Origin of the sequence: Jiangella sp. DSM 45060 (assembly GCF_900105175.1) — a bacterium.
GTDB lineage: Bacteria > Actinomycetota > Actinomycetes > Jiangellales > Jiangellaceae > Jiangella.
In genome coordinates, this window is the sequence record NZ_LT629771.1 from 2639603 (window position 1) to 2655150 (window position 15548).

Consider the following 15548-nt stretch of genomic DNA (forward strand, 5'->3'; position numbering starts at 1 on the left):
CCACCGAGCCGCCGACTCGGTGACACAGCACAGGTGCGCCGGCCTGAGGGCCGGCGCCGCCGGTCCGGCGGGGCCGGGTGACGCGTGGCAGTCGCCCGCGCGATGGCAGTGACCTCCGCTGCCGTGCATGTCATGCGCCCACGCCGGGTACGGGCCGGCCATGGCACGGTCGATCTGGAGTGGCTTCCTCAGCTTCGGGCTGGTCTCGATCCCGGTGCGCCTGTACTCCGCGACGCAGGAGCACGAGGTCGACTTCCACCAGTTCGAACGTGGCACGGCTGACCGCATCCGGTACAAGCGGGTCAACGAGCGCACCGGCGACGAGGTCGAGTACGACGACATCGTCAAGGGCCACGACGTCGGCGGCGGCGACTACGTCATCGTCGAGCGTGAGGAGCTGGACGAGATCGCGCCGGGGCGGTCGCGGTCGCTGGACATCGACCAGTTCGTCGAGCTGGCCGAGATCGACCCGATCCACTTCCAGAAGAGCTACTACCTCGGTCCCAGCGACGACGAGACCGCCGGGTCGTACGCGCTGCTGCGCACGGCGCTGGACCGCACCGATCGGGCCGCCGTGGGCACGTTCGTCATGCGCGGCAAGGAGTACCTCGCCTGCGTCCGCGTGTCGGGCCCGGTCCTGGTGCTCGAGACGATGTTCTTCGCCGACGAGATCCGCGACCCGGTGGCGGAGCTCGGCGACCTGCCGAAGGCGGTGTCGAAGGGCAAGCAGCTCGACATGGCCGTCGACCTCGTCGAGGCGATGACGGAGGACTGGAAGCCCGAGCGGTTCCACGACACGTACACCGAGCGGGTGGAGGAGTTGGTCGACGCCAAGCGCGAGGGCAAGGAGGTCGTCGCCGAGCGGGCGCCGGCCGCGACCGGTGCGACGGACCTGCTCACGGCGCTGCAGGAGAGCGTCGCCGCGGCCAAGAAGAAGCGGCCGGCGAAGAAGTCGGCGAGCAAGCCGACCGTGGCGAAGAAGTCGGCGAGCAAGCCGACCGCGGCGAAGAAGGCAGCGAGCAAGCCGACCGCGGCGAAGAAGGCAGCCGGCAAGCGGGCCGGGACGAAGAAGGCGGCGGCGAAGAAGACGGCGGGCAAGCGAACCGCGGCGAAGAAGCGCGCCGCTTGATGTCGATGGCCCGGCCCTGACTCCGACCTACGAGCATGACCACGACACAGAAGCTCCGCGTCCACACGTACTCGGTGTCCGTCGACGGCTACGCAGCCGGCCCGGGGCAGAGCCCCCGCGACCCGCTCGGCGTCGGAGGTGAACGGCTGCACGACTGGGTGGTCGGCACCCGGACGTTCCACGGCATGACCGGCGAGCCGGGCGGCAGCACCGGCGTCGACGACGAGTTCGCCCAGCACCTGTGGCGCAACGTCGGCGCCTCGATCATGGGCCGCAACATGTTCGGCCCGGTCCGCGGGCCGTGGCCGGACGACGCCTGGACGGGGTGGTGGGGGCCGAACCCGCCGTACCACCACCCGGTGTTCGTCCTGACCCACCACCCGCGCGCATCCGTCCGGATGGAGGGCGGCACCACGTTCCACTTCGTCACCGACGGCATCGAGGCGGCCCGGGAGCGGGCGCTCGACGCGGCGGACGGGCGGGACGTGATCGTGGCGGGCGGCGCGGCGACGATCCGGCAGTACCTGCGGGCCGGGCTGATCGACGAGCTGTAGATCGCCATCTCGCCGGTGCTGCTGGGCGGCGGCGAGCGGCTGTTCGACGACGGCGTGGGCGTGCCGGGCTACACGTGCACCGGCTTCACCGCCGGCGAGAACGCCGTGCACGCGCGGTTCGAGCGGGCCTGACCAACATCTATGCTGGCGGCGTGCTCGAACTGCGCGCCGACTGCGCCCGCTGCGCCGGGCTGTGCTGCGTCGGTCCCGCGCTGACCCGCTCGGCCGACTTCGCCATCGACAAGCCGGCGGGGGAGCCGTGCCCCAACCTGAGCGACGACTTCCGCTGCGGCATCCACACCGAACTGCGGCCGCGCGGATTCCCCGGCTGCACGGTGTACGACTGCTTCGGCGCTGGTCAGCAGGTCGTGCAGGTGACGTTCGGCGGCGCGACGTGGCGGTCGTCGGCGGCGGCGCGGGCGGACCAGTTGGCCGCGTTCGCCGTCATGCGGCCGCTGCACGAGCTGCTCTGGCACCTCCACGCGGCCCGCGGCATCGCGGCGGCGGCGCGGCTGCACCCGGCGCTGGACGAGCAGGCGGCCCGGGTCGAACGGCTCACCGCCGCACCCGCCGCCGACCTCGCCGCGGTCGACGTCGCCGCCCTGCGCGCCGACGCGGACGTGCTCCTGCGCGAGGCGTCGCGGCTGGCCCGGGCCGGCACACCGGGCCGTGACCTGCGCGGCGCCGACCTCATGGGACGGAAGCTGCGCGGCGCGGACCTCACCGGCGCGGACCTGCGCGGCGCCTACCTCATCGGCGCCGACCTGCGCGGAGCGACGCTCGACCGGGCGGACGTGATCGGCGCCGACCTCCGCGCGGCCGACCTGCGCGGCGCCGATCTGTCGGGCGCGCTGTTCCTCACCCAGCCTCAGGCGTCCGCCGCCGCGGGCGACGGCGCGACCCGGCTGCCGTCCGGCCTGGACCGGCCGCCGCACTGGACGGCCTGAGCCGGCCGCACCTGTCTGCGACGCCGCGATCCGGGTGCCGCCCGGGAGGAGGACGGCACCCGGACCGGCCCGCCGGTGGATCGGTCCCTTCAACTGCGACGGGCTGCGCCGGAGCCCGGTTCCAGCCAGCCGCGCCCGCGGCCACGACGACCGCCGCCGTCACGGCGAGCGGCACGAGCTCCGGGCGGCGCCGCAAGGTCAGGGCGGCGGCGTCCGGCTCAGCCGGTCCTGCAGGAACTCCTGCTCGGCGGCGTTGTCACTGAGGGCCAGCGCCGCTCGGTAGGCCGCAGCCGCCTCGGCGTGCCGGCCCAGACGGGTCAGCAGGTCGGCCTTGGTGGCGGGCAGATACCGGTACCCGGCCAGTCGGCCGCCGGACTCCAGCGCCTCCACCTCGGCGAGCGCCGCCTCCGGACCGTCCACCATCGACACCGCGACGGCGCGGTTGAGGGCGACGACGGGCGAGGGCCAGCGGCGCAGCAGCTCGTCGTACAGGGTGAGAATCTGCGGCCAGTCGGTGTCGGCGTAGCTGGGCGCCTGCGCGTGCAGCGCCGCGATCGCCGCCTGCAGCGCGAACCGTCCCGGCGGGCCGGCCCGGAGGGCGCCGACGACGAGGCGGTCGGCCTCGGCGATCAGGTCGCGGTCCCACGCGGACCGGTCCTGCTCCTCGAGCCGCAGCAGCCGCCCGTCGGCGTCGGTGCGGGTGGCGCGGCGGGCCTGGTGCACGAGCAGCAGCGCCAGCAGCCCGTCGGTCTCCGGCTCGGACGGCAGCAGCGAGGGCAGCATGCGGGCGAGGTCGAGGGCCCGGCCGGTCAGCTCGTCGCGGACGAGGTCGGCGCCGGAGTGCGCGGTGTGCCCGGTGGCGTAGAGCAGGTGGATCACCGTCAGGACGGCGTCGACGCGCGATGGCAGGTCGCGCGTGGCCGGGACGGCGTACGGGATGCGGGCCGCGGCGATCTTCTTCTTCGCGCGGGTGATGCGCGCGGCCATCGTCGGTTCGGCGACGAGGAAGGCGTGCGCGATGTCGGGGGTGCTGACGCCGCAGACCAGCCGCAGCGTCAGCGCGACCTGCGCCTCCTCCGACAGTGCCGGGTGGCAGCAGGTGAAGATCAGCCGCAGCCGGTCGTCCGGAATCGACACGGCGTCGTCGGCCAGCGCGGCGGCCTCGACCCCCGGGACGTCGTCGACGTCCATCAGCAGCAGCGGCAGCTTCGCCCGCAGCGTCCGCTGCCGCCGCAGGTTGTTCAGCGCGGTCCGCCGCGCGACCGTCGTCAGCCAGGCGCCGGGCCGGGCCGGGACGCCGTCGCGGCCCCACCGGATCAGTGCCTGCACGTAGGCGTCCTGGACGGCCTCCTCGGCGGCGTCGAGGTCGCGCGTGACGCGCACCGTCGCGGCGAGCACGAAGGCCCACTCGCGGCGGTGCGCGTCGGCGACCGCGGACTCGACGGTCAGGACGTCAGCCCGGAGAAGTCGAGCCCGACCAGCGGCCGCACCTCGACGCCGCCGCTGACGATCGGCGTCATGCGGGCCAGTTCGATGGCGTGGTCGAGGTCGCGCGCCTCGATGACGAAGACACCGGCCAGCGCCTCCTTGGTCTCGATGAACGGGCCGTCGGTGACGAGGTCGCCGCGGATGGTCGTGGCGGTGGCGCTGGGCTCGAGCGCGATGCCGCCCAGCTCCTTGCCGCCCTTCTCGCGGATGCGGCCGGGCAGCGCGCCGTGCGCCTCGACGACCTCCGGCGGCAACTCCGCCGCCTGGCCGCCCTCGGCCTCGCGCTCGAAGATGAGGATCGCGTACTGGGTCATGGGGATCTTCCTTCCGATGAGTGCTGACACCTCCCCGACACGCGGCCGGCGGGCGAATCGACAGCCCGGACGGAGAAATCTACTCAGTGGTGTTCGGAGACGAGGACGGCGAAGGTGCCGGGCTCGAGCGCGCGGAACACGTGCGGGAGGTCGCCGGGGTAGCTGACGTAGTCGCCGGGGGCCAGCTCGACCGGGTCGTCGGTGAGCCCGGCCAGCGCCCGGCCGGCGCTCAGCACGACGTGCTCGACGACGCCGGGCATGTGCGGGTCGGACACGCGCGGCTCGCCCGGCTGCGCGGTGACGAGGTAGAGGTCGCGGCGGGCGTTCGGCGGGCCGGCCGACAGGACGGTGGCGACGTAGTCGGCCCGCTCGGACGCGACGCCCGGGCCCTCGCCCTTGCGGATGACCTGCACCCGCGGCCGCGGCGGCTCGACCAGCTGGGCGAACGGGACGTCCAGTGCCACGCCGAGCGCCCACAGCGTCTCGACGCTGGGGTTGCCGGCGCCGGACTCGAGCTGCGACAGCGTCGATTTCGCGATGCCGGCGCGCCGGGCCAGCTCGCCCAGCGACATGCCGGTGCGGCGCCGTTCCCGTTGCAGGGATGCGGCGATGACGGCGAGCGGTGCGCCGGGCTGACTCATTGCGTTCGCTCCATCGGTCGATCGTTCGCCTTGACGAACGGACGGTCATCGTTCAGTGTAGTGGTCATGCGTTCGATGTACCGAACACTACGCGCCGACCGGGCGCTGGCGCGGGACATCGCCCTCGTGTGTGTCGCCGACGCGGTGGTGGGCCTGTCGTTCGGCGCCATCACCGTCGGCGAGGGGTTGCCGGTGTGGCTGCCCATGCTGCTGTCGGTCGTGGTGTTCGCCGGGGCGGCGCAGTTCATGTTCGTCGGGCTGGTCGCGTCGGGCGGCAACCCGGTCGCCGCGGTGCTGGCCGGGCTGCTGGTGAACGTCCGGCACGTCGTGTTCGGCTTCACCGTCGGCGACGTGGTCGGCCGCGGCTGGCAGCGGGCCGCCGGCAGCCACGTCATGGTGGACGAGTCGGTCGCGTTCGCGCTGGCCCAGCCCGCCGGCGAGCGGCGGCGGGCGGCCTACTGGGGCTGCGGCGTCGCCCTGTTCGCCTGCTGGAACGTCGGGGTGGTGGCCGGAGCGTCGATCGGGACGGTGGTCAGCGACCCGGCCGCGCTCGGGCTGGACGCCGCGTTCCCGGCGGTGCTGCTGGCGCTGGTGCTGCCGGCGCTGCGGGACCGCACGACGGCGCTGGCGGCCGGCACCGGGGTGGCGATCGCGCTGGCCACCGCGCCGTTCCTGCAGGCCGGGCTGCCGGTGCTGCTGGCGCTGGCCGGTGTCGTCGTGGCGCTGGCGCGGCCGCGGCGGAGCGAGGAGGTGGCGGCATGACGATGTCGACGACGGCGCTGGTCGCGGCGGTGGTGGTGCTGGGCGTGGGGACGTTCGCGTTCCGCTACGCCGGGCCGGCGCTGCGCGACCGGGTGACGCTGCCGCCGCGCGCGGAGCAGCTGCTGGCGACGTCGGCGATCGTGCTGCTGGCGGCGCTGGTCGCGACGGCGGCCATGCTGGACGGCCGCGAGTTCGACAGCGTCGCCCGGCCGGCCGGTGTGCTGGTCGGGGCTGTGCTGGCCTGGCGGCGGGCGCCGTTCGTGGTGGTCGTCGTGGCCGCCGCGGGGACGGCCGCCGTGCTACGGCTGCTCGGCGTCCCCTGAGCCGGACGCGGGAGCGTCGGCCCAGGCCTGGCGGCGCACCTCGTAGCAGGCGACGGCGGCCGCGGCGGCCACGTTGAGCGAGCCGACCCGGCCGGTCTGCGGCACGTAGCCGACCGCGTCGCACAGGCTCAGGCAGGTCGCGGACAGCCCGCGGTCCTCGTTGCCCAGCACGACGCAGACGTCGCGGCGCAGGTCCAGCGCGGCCATCGGCTCCGCCTCGTCGGCCAACTCGAGGCCGACCACGAGGTAGCCGTCGTCGCGGGCCGCCCGGATCGCCGTCGTGATCTCCTCGTACGTCGTCCACGACAGGTACCGGCCGGTGCCCAGCGCCGTCTTCTGCGCCTTGGGGGAGCCCGGCGAGGCGGTGCGGCCGACGACGTACAGCTCGCTGACGCTGAGCGCGGCCGCCGTCCGCATGATCGACCCCACGTTGAACGGCGACTGCACGTCCTCGAGCAGCAACGACAGCCGGAAGGAGTCCTTCCGCCGCCACGACCGGTGCAGTCGCTTCAGTTCCGTTCCGCCGAGCTGTCGCACTACTGCTCCGATCGCAGGGGTTGGACCTCGAGCACCCGGTAGCCGATGCGCGACACCAGCCGCCGGGTCGGGAAACCGGCCGCGGCCAGCCACTTCGCCAGCGAGTCGGCGCCGAGGTTGCGCTGCACGACCAGGTACGCGGCGCCGCCGGGCAGCAGCAGCGGCAGCCAGCGCAGCAGGAGGTCGTGCAGGGCCGACTTGCCGACCCGGATCGGCGGGTTGGAGTAGATGGCCGCGAACCGCACGTCCTCAGGCACGTCGTCGGGCAGCGCCGCCCGCACCCCGCCCAGCCCGGTCGCGGCGGCGTTCTCGCGCACCAGCTCCAGCGCCCGCTCGTTGACGTCGACCGCCCAGACCCGGCGGCGCTTGAGCCGGTGCGCCATGGTCAGCGCGATGGGTCCGTAGCCGGCGCCGAGGTCGAGGAGGTCGCCGCGGACCGGCGGCAGCGGCGCGTTCTCCAGCAGCACCCGAGTGCCGGGGTCGAGCTGCCGGAACGAGAACACGCCGGTGTCGGTGAGCAGCCGCAGCCGCACGTCCGGCAGCACGACGTCGATGGTCCGCCTCGAGCTGGCCACGCCGGGCTCACTCGCGTAGTAGTGCTCGGGCGGTTCGGGCAAGGGTCGGCCTCCATCGATCGGACGGGATGGCACTCAGGGTAGGTCACGGGAGGACGTACCGGCGCGTCCACTCGCCGCCGTCGCGGTCGAACCGGACCCGGGTGGCCACACCGGCGTCGCCGGGAATCCACCACGCCTCGACGCGGTCCGGGCGCAGCGCATACGCCAGCCACGACGGCGGCGGCTCGGCGGGGTCGCGGCGCAGTTGCCGGTCGAACGCCGCGCGCACCTCGTCCGGGCCGGTGAGGGCGCGCCCGCCGAGCTCCTCGTACACCCAGGCGAGCGCGCGCAGGTTCGGCGACCGCTGCGCGTACAGCACGCGCGCCTCGTCCGGCGGCAGCTCGGTGACGGGCCCGTGGAGGGTCACCTGCCGCACCAGCGCCGGCCAGTGGAAGACGGCGGCCGCGCGCGGGTTCGCGGCGAGGTCGGCCGCCTTCACCGACGGGCGGGAGCTGGTGAAGCACACCGACGCGTCGTCCACGGCGACGGCGAGCACCGTCCGCGCGTGCGGCACCCCGTCCGCCGACGCCGTCGCCAGGGTGAAGGCGCGCGGGTCGCCCGCGCCTGCCGCCTCGGCCATCCAGTCCGCGAGCAGCGCCAGCGGGTGCCCGGAAACTCCGTTGAGCGCGGGGTCGTCGTTTGCCATCATCGGCCCATGATCTCGACTCCCGGTGTCCGCTCGCTGCCCCTCGTCGCCCGTGTCGCGGTGACGAAGCAGCAGCCGCGGCCGGGCTGGAGGCGCTGCCCGCTCGCGCCATGACCACGGCCGTCGTCGCGGGGTTGCTGGCCGGCTACGGCATCGCGATCCCGGTCGGCGCCGTGGGCGCCTACCTGGTGGCCCTGACGGCGCGCACCTCGCTGACGGTGGGCGCGGGCGCGGCGCTGGGCGTCGCGGCCGTCGACGGCGGCTACGCGATCGCCGCGGTGCTCGGCGGGGCGGCGCTGGCCGGCGCCGTCGAGCCGTACGCCGTCCCGTTGCGCTGGACCTCGGCCGCCGTCCTGCTGGTCATGGCCGTTGCGGGGGCCGTCGCCGCGGTTCGGCGGCACCGGGCCGCACCCGGCGCCGCGGACCCCGACGACGGCCGCGCCGACCGCGTCACGCCGGTCGCCGCGTTCCTGCGCTTCGCCGGCATCACCGTGATCAACCCGATGACCGTCGTCTACTTCGCCGCGCTGGTCATCGGCAGCGGCGCGCAGCTGGCCGGTGGCGCCGAGGCGGTGGTGTTCGTCGCCGCCGCGTTCGCCGCGTCGGCCAGCTGGCAACTGCTGCTGGCCTGCGGGGGAGCGCTGCTCGGACGGTACGTGACGGGCCCGCGCGGCCGGCTGGCGACGGCGTTCGTGTCCAGCGCCGTGATCCTGGTGCTGGCCGTGCGCATGGTCGTCACGGGCGGCGAGTAACCTCGCGTCGGTGAGGGACGCCGGGCACGCGACGCTCGTGACGGACCGGCTGCTGCTGCGGCGGCCGCAGCCCGGCGACGTCGACGTCATCTTCGACATCTACCGCGACCCGCGGGCCAGTGAGCACAACCCGTCGAACCTGCTCCGCGACCGCGGCGGCGCGGAGAACCTGTACCAGAGCTGGGACGAGCACTGGCGCAGCGAGGGGTTCGGCTACTGGACGGTGCTGCCGCACGGCGCCGACCGGCCGGTCGGGTTCTGCGGGCTCAAGTACATGTGGTTCCACGACGACCAGGTGACGAACCTGTTCTACGGCTTCGACCCGGCGTGGTGGGGGCGCGGGCTGGCCGCCGAGGCCGCCCGCGCCGCCGTCGGGTGGGCCGCGAAGCACCTGCCCGGCGTGGCCGTCGTCGCCCGGATCCGGCCGGACAACCACGCGTCGCAGCGGGTGGCCGTCCGGGCCGGGCTGAACCGGGCCGAGCACCTCGACGGGCTCGGCTTCGACGGCCTGGAGTGGGTCTACGTCACGACGTAGCCCGCGACCGCCCCAGCGGCTCGCGCACCAGGATCTCGTCGACGTAGCAGTACTGCCAGTCCGCGCCCGGCTCCAGCGACTGGATGACGGGGTGGTGCTCGTCGAAGTAGTGCGCCCGCGAGTGCCGTGCGGGTGAGTCGTCGCAGCAGGCCACCAGGCCACACTTCATGCACAGCCGCAGCTGCACCCAGGTGCCGCCATCGTCGACGCACTGCTGGCAGACGTCGACGTCGGTCTCGGTGACCTCCATCTGGTCCTGGTGGATGCAGGACGTGCTCATGGTCTCGGCGCGGACGTACTGCCAGCGCGAGCGCAGCAGCCGGTCCGGCACGAACCGGGTGAAGTGCTTCGACTGCGCCGCCAGCAGGGGCGCGGCGATGGCCAGCACCAGCACGTACAGCGCGACGAACGGGCCCATGCGCTCGTCCAGCCCGGCCGCGATGGCCAGCGTCGCCAGGATCAGCGAGAACTCGCCGCGGCCCAGCACCGTCAGCCCGATGTTCGTGGCCGCGCGCTGGTTGAACCCGAACAGCCGGGCCGTGACCACGCCGGCCGTCATGTTCGTCGCCAGCGTGACGACGGCGGCGATGGCCACCGGCAGCGCGACGGCGCCGAGGTCGTCGACGTCGATGGTCAGCCCGAACGAGACGAAGAAGATCGCCGCGAACACGTCGCGCAGCGGCAGCACCACCTGCTCCACCCGCTCCTTCAACGTCGTCCGCGACACCACCAGGCCGATCATCAGCGCGCCGATCGCCTCGGACACGCCCACCTCGAGCGCGATGCCGGCGACCAGCACGACCAGCCCGACCATGAGGATCGCCAGCAGCTCGTCCTCGCGGCTGTCGAGGACCAGCGAGATGGCGCGCGCACCCCACCTGGCCAGCGCGAACAACAGCACCAGGAACCCGAAGCTGACCAGCAGGTCGACGACGAAGTCGGCGGTCGAGCCGGAGTCGTTGAGCACCGGCGACAGCAGCGCCAGGTAGAGCGCGAGGAACATGTCCTCGATGACGATGATGCCGAGGATGATCGGCGTCTCGGCGTTCGTCAGCCGGCGCAGCTCGATCAGCAGCTTCGTCGCGATGGCCGACGACGAGATGCCCAGCGCGCCGGCGATCACCAGCGCCTCGGACGTCCCCCAGCCGAGCGCGAAGCCCAGCGCCATGCCGGCGCTGACGTTGAGCCCGATGTAGACGCCGGCCGCGATGAACAGCCGCTTCCCGCTGCCCAGCACCTGCTCGGCCGGGAACTCGACGCCCAGGTGGAACAGCAGCAGCACGAGACCGAGGGACGCCAGCAGGGCGAGGTCCTCGGGGTGCTCGACCAGCACCGGACCCGGCGTGCCCGGGCCGAGCAGGATGCCGACCAGCATGTAGCAGGGCACCGTCGGGAACCCGTAGCGCCGGCCGAGCCGGGCCAGCAGCCCGGCGAGCAGGACGATGCCGCCCAGCCCGATGAGGTCCGCGTGCACCGGGCCTAACCCTCGAAGAACGTGCCGGTGAGCACGGCGCCGAGCTTCAGCGCCTGTTCCCGGGTCAGCTCGAGGACGGCGGTCGGCTCGTCACCCTTGTCGGCGAAGACGTAGAGGTCACGGATGTTGCCCTGCCGCACGACGACGGACACCCGCTGCGTCGCGCTGCCGAGGTCGATGTCGTAGCGCTTGCCGATGCCCGGCAGCTCCTGCATGTGCACGCCCTGGCCCATGATGCGTCCCTTCTCCGCGGCGAACAGTGACTGAGTTTAGGGTCGGGCGAGCCTGCGGAACGAGGGCTCGGGGGGCTCGACGCGTTCGCCGTCAGAGAGTTGGGCCCGCAGCCGGGCCGCGCCGCCGGGCAGGAACGGCTCCAATTCCGCCGCGACGACCCGGCAGGCGTGCACCAGCGTGGCCAGGACGGCGTCCGCGCCGGGCCGGCGTTCCCACGGACGCTCCGCCTCGATCGTCCGGTTCGCGAGGTCGACGACGGCGACCAGCGCGGCCGTCGCGGCGCGCAGGTCGAAGCCGTCCAGCGCCCGGTCGACGGCGACCGGCAGCGCGCCGGCGGCGTCGGTGAGGGCGCCCGGCGCGGGCGGGCCGACGGCCCCGCCGGTGCGGCGCTGGACCAGCGTGAGCGTCCGCTGCACCAGGTTGCCCAGCCCGTTGGCCAGCTCGAGGTCGTGCCGGGCGACCAGCCGGTCCTCGGTGAAGTCGGTGTCGCCGGTGCGCGGCACCTCGCGGACGAACCACCAGCGCAGCGCGTCGGTGCCGTACCGCGCGACCAGGGCCGACGGGTCGGCGGTGGCGCCGCCGCTCTTGGCCAGCTTGACGCCGTCCGCCGTCAGATAGTCGTGCACGAGGATCGCGGTCGGCAGTGGCAGCCCCGCGGAGAGCAACTGGGCCAGCCAGTAGACCGCGTGGAAGCGCACGATGCCCTTGCCGATGACGTGCACCCGCTCGGCCGACCCGGCCCACCAGTCGCGGTACGCCCTGTCGTCGGCGCCGCCGTAGCCGAGCGCCGTCACGTAGTTCGCCAGCGCCTCCCACCAGACGTAGACGACCTGGCCCGGGTCGCCGGGGACCGGGATGCCCCAGCCGCCGGCCCGCTCGGCCGGGCGCGACACGCTGACGTCGCGCAGGCCGGCGCGGACGAACGCGAGCACCTCGGCGCGCTTGGCGGCCGGCACCACGCGGACGGCGCCGGACTCCAGCACGCGCAGCAGCTCGTCCTGGTACCGGGACAGCCGGAAGAACCAGTTCTCCTCGCTGACCTCCTCGGGCGCCACCCCGTGCTCCGGGCAGACGCCGCCGGCCAGCTCGTCGGCGGTGTAGAACTGCTCGCAGCCCGCGCAGTACCGGCCGGTGTAGGTGCGCCGGTAGAAGTCGCCGCGGGCCGCGCAGCGCTCCCAGAGCCGGCGCACCCCCGGCGGATGCCGCGGGTCGGTGCTGGTCCGGATGACGTCGTCGACCGACAGCGCCAGGGCCTGGCCTAGCGCGACGAAGCCGGCCGCGTTGGCGTCGACGAACCGCCGGGTCGGCACGCCCGCCGCTCGCGCGGCGACGACGTTCTTCAGCGCGTTGTCGTCGGTGCCGGTGAGGAACCGCACCGGCTGCCCGCGTCGTCGCCGGTGCCGGGCGAGCACGTCGGCCTGGACCAGCTCCAGCGCGTGGCCGAGGTGCGGCGCGCCGTTGACGTACGGGATGGACGTGGTGACGTAGTAGCGGCTGGTGGTCATGGCGATCTCCTCCGCCCTGCGCGGCGGAGGAGTGCTGACGTGACGAAGCCCCCGCTGAGCAGGGGCTTCGTGGTGTGGTGTCAGCGCACGCCGGTGAGCCCCGCGGAGGGGCGCATGGTCGGCAGGGTGCGCTGGGTCATGCCGCCGATGGTACGCGTGACCAGCGCGGAGGCCCAGCGACTAGTCATGACAATCAGGTGATGACGCGTGTCAAGGAAGGTATGTCCATCTTTGAACGGCATTCTGTGTGTCTTGAAATAGCTATTCGTGCGACACGCAAGCAAAGATTTGTTGTTTCTCCTTGCGCAACCACAATCGCTGCCTAGACTCACAGTCAAGAACACGGGGTCGTCCGGACAAGAGCTTGGCCCTGCGGTTCGCCACCGAACGTCTCATCCAAAGGAGCACGATCATGGACGCACTCTCCGGCCTCGTCGACAGCATCGTCGCGCTGGTCAACCAGCTTCTGGGGACCGTGACCGGCCTGCTCGGCTGAGAAACGGGGCACGTAAGCCCTTCTCCATCCGGTGGGCGCTTGGCGGCTCCCCACCAAACCGTCCGCGTATGCCTCTGGAATTCTCCAGGCATACGCGGACGGTCTTTTTATGCGGAAACCATCCGGCGCGATGTCCGGATTGAGTCTTTTGCAGCTCCTGGGGCGGCGCGCTATTCCGGGGCGATCTCGCGCGGCATGAGGTCGTGCGGCAGCGACGTCCGCGCGGCCCGGAGGAACGCGAACGGCGTGCGCAGGCCGAGGTTGGCCACCCGCGACGTGTAGATGTCGGCGTACTTCTCGACCTGGCGGGCGAACAGGCTCTTGTCGTTGCCGGCCCGCATCATCGGGCCCCAGGTGGGGTTGCCGAGCTCGGCGGCGGCACGGGCCAGCGGCACGATGCGCTCGTCCAAGGTCCGCAGCGCCTCGCGCAGCGACTCGACCGCCTCGCGCGAGCCCTCGCGCGAGCCTCCGTGCGGGCCGGGCGCGGACGGGTCGCCGGGGCGCAGCAGCGCCATGCGGGTCTGCGCCAGCCGGTCCTCCAGGACCGCCTTCTCGACCATGAGCCGCCGCAGCTCGGCCTCGTCGGCGGCGAACGCCTGCGCCGCCTCGATCTCGGCCTCCAGCTCGCGCATGATCAGCGCGGTGCGCCAGCGCAGCGCGGACTTGGTGACGTGGACGTCGCCGAAGAGGTGGTCGCCGACGTAGAGGATCTCGGCGCCGGTGAGGCCGAGGCTCTGCTCGACCTGCCGCGCGCAGCCGCCGTGGTAGACCTCGCCGGTCTTCAGCGGCCCCCAGTGCGGCTGCAGCAGCCCACGCTCGGCGTCGACGACCCGGAACACCGGCTCGACCTCGGAGAAGAACCGCGGCTTCGCGGCCGCCACGACGACGAAGTCGAACAGGTCGCGCCACGACCCGGACGGCACGTGCCGGTCGAACGCGTAGCTCATCATCGCCTTGGTGTACGACCAGTCGCTGTTCGTGATCAGCAGCAGCCGCTTCCCGGCCAGTCGCTGGTCGATCAGCGTCTGCGCGGTGGACGGGTCGACGTCGCAGAAGCGGTCCGGGTCGGCGACGATCTCGGCCTTCAGCGCGCCGGTGGTGTGCGACTCGTCCAGCGCCGCCGACACGATGCGGTACAGCTCGTCGTAGCCGAGCGGGCCGGGGATGGTGCCGTCGTCGAGGCGGTCGACGAACTGGGCGTAGAGCGCCGACTCCGAGATCGTGAACAGCGTGTTCATGAACCGGAAGCGCGGGTTGTTGAGATCGACGGTGACGCCGTTGTAGGTGGTGCGCAGCTCGTCGAAGGACAGCTGCCGGGTGCCGTGCTGGGCCTGGATGACGTAGCCGAACCGGGTGGCCTTGACGAGGTTGCCGAGGTCGAGGTCGATGACCAGCCCCTGCAGGTACCGGTCGGGCTCGAACGCCAGCCCGGCGACGGGGTAATCGCCGGCCGCGAGCACTCGGGTGGCGTGCTCGAACGCCGTGCGCTCCCACGCGTCGGTGCGGTAGTGGATGAGCGTGTAGTCCATGTCGTAGCCGATGGCCTGCACGGAGCGCAGGTTCAGCGTGCGGTTGGCGTAGACACCGCGTTCCAGCCCGTCCGGAGGCGTCATGCCCCCGAGCCTAGGGTGTGCCGGGCCGTCCCGTGACCGGAAGGCCCGCCGCGGCCCACGCGTGGAAGCCGCCGGCCAGGTCCGTCGCGTTGACCAGCCCGAGGTCGCGCAGTGAGGCGGCGGCGAGGCTGGACGCGTACCCCTCGTTGCAGAACACGATGACGGTGCGCCGCGGGTCGTCGGCCAGCTCGAGGCGGTGCGGGCTGGTCGGGTCCAGCCGCCACTCCAGCACGTTGCGCTCGACGACCAGCGCGCCCGGGATGGCGCCGAACCGCTCGCGGTCCGCGGCCGGGCGGGTGTCGACCAGCAGCGCCCGCTCGTAGGTGACGGCGTGCGCGGCCTGCTCCGGGGTGAGGCGGACGATGCGCGCGCGGGCCGCGTCCAGCAGCGCTTCGACGCGCGGGCTCATCGGGCCGGCTCCGGCTCGTCGGTGAGGACGGTCCGCACCCGCCGCAGCGCGCCGGCGCCGTCGACCTCGTAGTAGCCCATCGCGGTGAGCGGCGGCGAGTAGGCGTGCACCGTCACCGCCGGCTCGGGCTCGGTGTTGACGACGTCGTGCACGTGGCCGACCGGGAACCCGACGCCCCGGCCGTCGCGCAGCCGGCGCTCGCGCAGCCCCGACGACCCGGTCCAGAACCGCTCGGTGACGATGCCCGACACGACGCTCAGCGCGCCGAGCGACCCGGCGTGGTCGTGCAGCTCGGTGGACTGCTCCTGCGTCCAGCTGATCAGCCAGACGTCGGTGTACGGGTCGCTGGACAGCCGCACCGACCAGCGGTCGTCGGCGTCGAAGCGGACGGGGTGCCGCCCGGCCCGCACCTCGGCGGCGACGGTGCGGGTCAGGTCGACGAGGTCGCGCAGGTGGACGGGGGTGGGTGCGATGGTCATGGCTGGACTCCGGTGGGCGTGCGGACGAGGGTGGGGGACCGGAGGTCAGCAACAGCAGCGCATGCGGACGATAATCCCCAGCGATCTGCTAGG

At 73.3% G+C, this 15548-nt stretch carries 19 protein-coding genes and 1 pseudogene; 8 read left to right on the forward strand and 12 right to left on the reverse strand.

Annotation, left to right across the window (positions count from 1 at the left end; translation table 11 throughout):
• Positions 1 to 160: 160 nt before the first annotated feature.
• The 3 genes and pseudogenes from BLU82_RS11860 (at position 161) to BLU82_RS11870 (ending at position 2630) form a co-directional block, all read left to right on the forward strand.
• Entirely contained in the window at positions 161 to 1129 is a 969-nt protein-coding gene (locus tag BLU82_RS11860) for a Ku protein (RefSeq protein WP_092620120.1), read from the forward strand.
• 35 nt (positions 1130 to 1164) lie between these two features.
• Positions 1165 to 1815: pseudogene (locus BLU82_RS11865) on the forward strand (dihydrofolate reductase family protein).
• Between the two features lie 20 nt (positions 1816 to 1835).
• Positions 1836 to 2630 carry a pentapeptide repeat-containing protein gene (locus tag BLU82_RS11870; protein ID WP_231947770.1) on the forward strand — a complete coding sequence of 265 codons (795 nt, stop codon included), beginning with the start codon at positions 1836 to 1838 and terminating at the stop codon, positions 2628 to 2630.
• Positions 2631 to 2828: 198 nt separating this feature from the next.
• Here BLU82_RS11870 and BLU82_RS11875 read toward each other — a convergent pair whose 3' ends face one another.
• From BLU82_RS11875 to BLU82_RS11885, 3 genes are all read right to left on the reverse strand, one after another.
• Positions 2829 to 4028 (reverse strand): RNA polymerase sigma factor, encoded by a 1200-nt coding sequence (locus BLU82_RS11875; RefSeq protein ID WP_092620123.1) that lies wholly within the window; start codon positions 4026 to 4028, stop codon positions 2829 to 2831.
• Between the two features lie 47 nt (positions 4029 to 4075).
• Positions 4076 to 4432: a YciI family protein gene (locus BLU82_RS11880; RefSeq protein WP_092620127.1), complete on the reverse strand. Its 357-nt coding sequence runs from the start codon at positions 4430 to 4432 to the stop codon at positions 4076 to 4078.
• An 83-nt stretch (positions 4433 to 4515) separates the two neighbouring features.
• Positions 4516 to 5073: a helix-turn-helix domain-containing protein gene (locus BLU82_RS11885; protein WP_092620130.1), complete on the reverse strand. Its 558-nt coding sequence runs from the start codon at positions 5071 to 5073 to the stop codon at positions 4516 to 4518.
• Positions 5074 to 5139: 66 nt separating this feature from the next.
• On the opposite strand from BLU82_RS11885, the gene BLU82_RS11890 reads away from it, so the two are divergent.
• Together BLU82_RS11890 and BLU82_RS11895 are read left to right on the forward strand one after the other, a co-directional pair.
• Positions 5140 to 5835 (forward strand): AzlC family ABC transporter permease, encoded by a 696-nt coding sequence (locus BLU82_RS11890; RefSeq protein ID WP_092625726.1) that lies wholly within the window; start codon positions 5140 to 5142, stop codon positions 5833 to 5835.
• A 2-nt stretch (positions 5836 to 5837) separates the two neighbouring features.
• Positions 5838 to 6158, forward strand: coding sequence for an AzlD domain-containing protein (locus BLU82_RS11895; protein ID WP_092620133.1), 321 nt, complete (start codon positions 5838 to 5840; stop codon positions 6156 to 6158).
• On the opposite strand, the gene BLU82_RS11900 is transcribed toward BLU82_RS11895, so the two are convergent.
• The 3 genes from BLU82_RS11900 to BLU82_RS11910 are packed head-to-tail and all read right to left on the reverse strand — an operon-like array spanning position 6135 to position 7961.
• Positions 6135 to 6695 (reverse strand): TrmH family RNA methyltransferase, encoded by a 561-nt coding sequence (locus BLU82_RS11900; protein WP_092620136.1) that lies wholly within the window; start codon positions 6693 to 6695, stop codon positions 6135 to 6137. The two genes, BLU82_RS11895 and BLU82_RS11900, sit on opposite strands and share 24 nt — an antisense overlap.
• Positions 6695 to 7312 carry a class I SAM-dependent methyltransferase gene (locus BLU82_RS11905; protein WP_092620139.1) on the reverse strand — a complete coding sequence of 206 codons (618 nt, stop codon included), beginning with the start codon at positions 7310 to 7312 and terminating at the stop codon, positions 6695 to 6697. Before BLU82_RS11905 ends, BLU82_RS11900 begins: the two co-directional genes overlap by 1 nt.
• Before the next feature lie 43 nt (positions 7313 to 7355).
• Positions 7356 to 7961 (reverse strand): pyridoxal 5'-phosphate synthase, encoded by a 606-nt coding sequence (locus BLU82_RS11910; protein ID WP_092620142.1) that lies wholly within the window; start codon positions 7959 to 7961, stop codon positions 7356 to 7358.
• A gap of 107 nt (positions 7962 to 8068) precedes the next feature.
• Here BLU82_RS11910 and BLU82_RS11915 point away from each other — a divergent pair, with 107 nt between their 5' ends.
• Positions 8069 to 8710 carry a LysE family transporter gene (locus BLU82_RS11915; protein WP_092620145.1) on the forward strand — a complete coding sequence of 214 codons (642 nt, stop codon included), beginning with the start codon at positions 8069 to 8071 and terminating at the stop codon, positions 8708 to 8710.
• A gap of 10 nt (positions 8711 to 8720) precedes the next feature.
• Positions 8721 to 9245, forward strand: a complete 525-nt coding sequence (locus BLU82_RS11920; protein ID WP_092620148.1) for a GNAT family N-acetyltransferase — start codon at positions 8721 to 8723, stop codon at positions 9243 to 9245.
• Here BLU82_RS11920 and BLU82_RS11925 read toward each other — a convergent pair.
• The 3 genes from BLU82_RS11925 to metG are packed head-to-tail and all read right to left on the reverse strand — an operon-like array spanning position 9235 to position 12458.
• A complete protein-coding gene (locus BLU82_RS11925) occupies positions 9235 to 10719 on the reverse strand; it encodes a cation:proton antiporter (protein ID WP_092620151.1) in 1485 nt (494 codons plus the stop codon). The two genes, BLU82_RS11920 and BLU82_RS11925, sit on opposite strands and share 11 nt — an antisense overlap.
• Before the next feature lie 5 nt (positions 10720 to 10724).
• Entirely contained in the window at positions 10725 to 10952 is a 228-nt protein-coding gene (locus BLU82_RS11930) for a potassium transporter TrkA (protein ID WP_092620154.1), read from the reverse strand.
• Positions 10953 to 10988: 36 nt separating this feature from the next.
• Positions 10989 to 12458 carry a methionine--tRNA ligase gene (metG, locus tag BLU82_RS11935; protein WP_092620157.1) on the reverse strand — a complete coding sequence of 490 codons (1470 nt, stop codon included), beginning with the start codon at positions 12456 to 12458 and terminating at the stop codon, positions 10989 to 10991.
• Between the two features lie 364 nt (positions 12459 to 12822).
• Between metG and BLU82_RS35975 the strand changes: the two genes are divergently transcribed.
• Positions 12823 to 12954 carry a hypothetical protein gene (locus BLU82_RS35975; protein WP_255367110.1) on the forward strand — a complete coding sequence of 44 codons (132 nt, stop codon included), beginning with the start codon at positions 12823 to 12825 and terminating at the stop codon, positions 12952 to 12954.
• A gap of 170 nt (positions 12955 to 13124) precedes the next feature.
• Here BLU82_RS35975 and BLU82_RS11940 read toward each other — a convergent pair whose 3' ends face one another.
• From BLU82_RS11940 to BLU82_RS11950, 3 genes are read right to left on the reverse strand one after another with little or no spacing between them, the layout of a single operon-like run.
• Complete coding sequence (locus BLU82_RS11940) at positions 13125 to 14567, reverse strand: HAD-IG family 5'-nucleotidase (protein WP_092620160.1); 1443 nt, start codon at positions 14565 to 14567, stop codon at positions 13125 to 13127.
• 10 nt (positions 14568 to 14577) lie between these two features.
• Positions 14578 to 14976 carry a rhodanese-like domain-containing protein gene (locus BLU82_RS11945; RefSeq protein WP_092620163.1) on the reverse strand — a complete coding sequence of 133 codons (399 nt, stop codon included), beginning with the start codon at positions 14974 to 14976 and terminating at the stop codon, positions 14578 to 14580.
• On the reverse strand, positions 14973 to 15455 hold the full coding sequence (locus BLU82_RS11950) for a cysteine dioxygenase family protein (protein WP_092620166.1): 483 nt from the start codon (positions 15453 to 15455) through the stop codon (positions 14973 to 14975). The genes BLU82_RS11945 and BLU82_RS11950 overlap by 4 nt, the downstream gene beginning before the upstream one ends.
• Between the last annotated feature and the right edge of the window lie 93 nt (positions 15456 to 15548).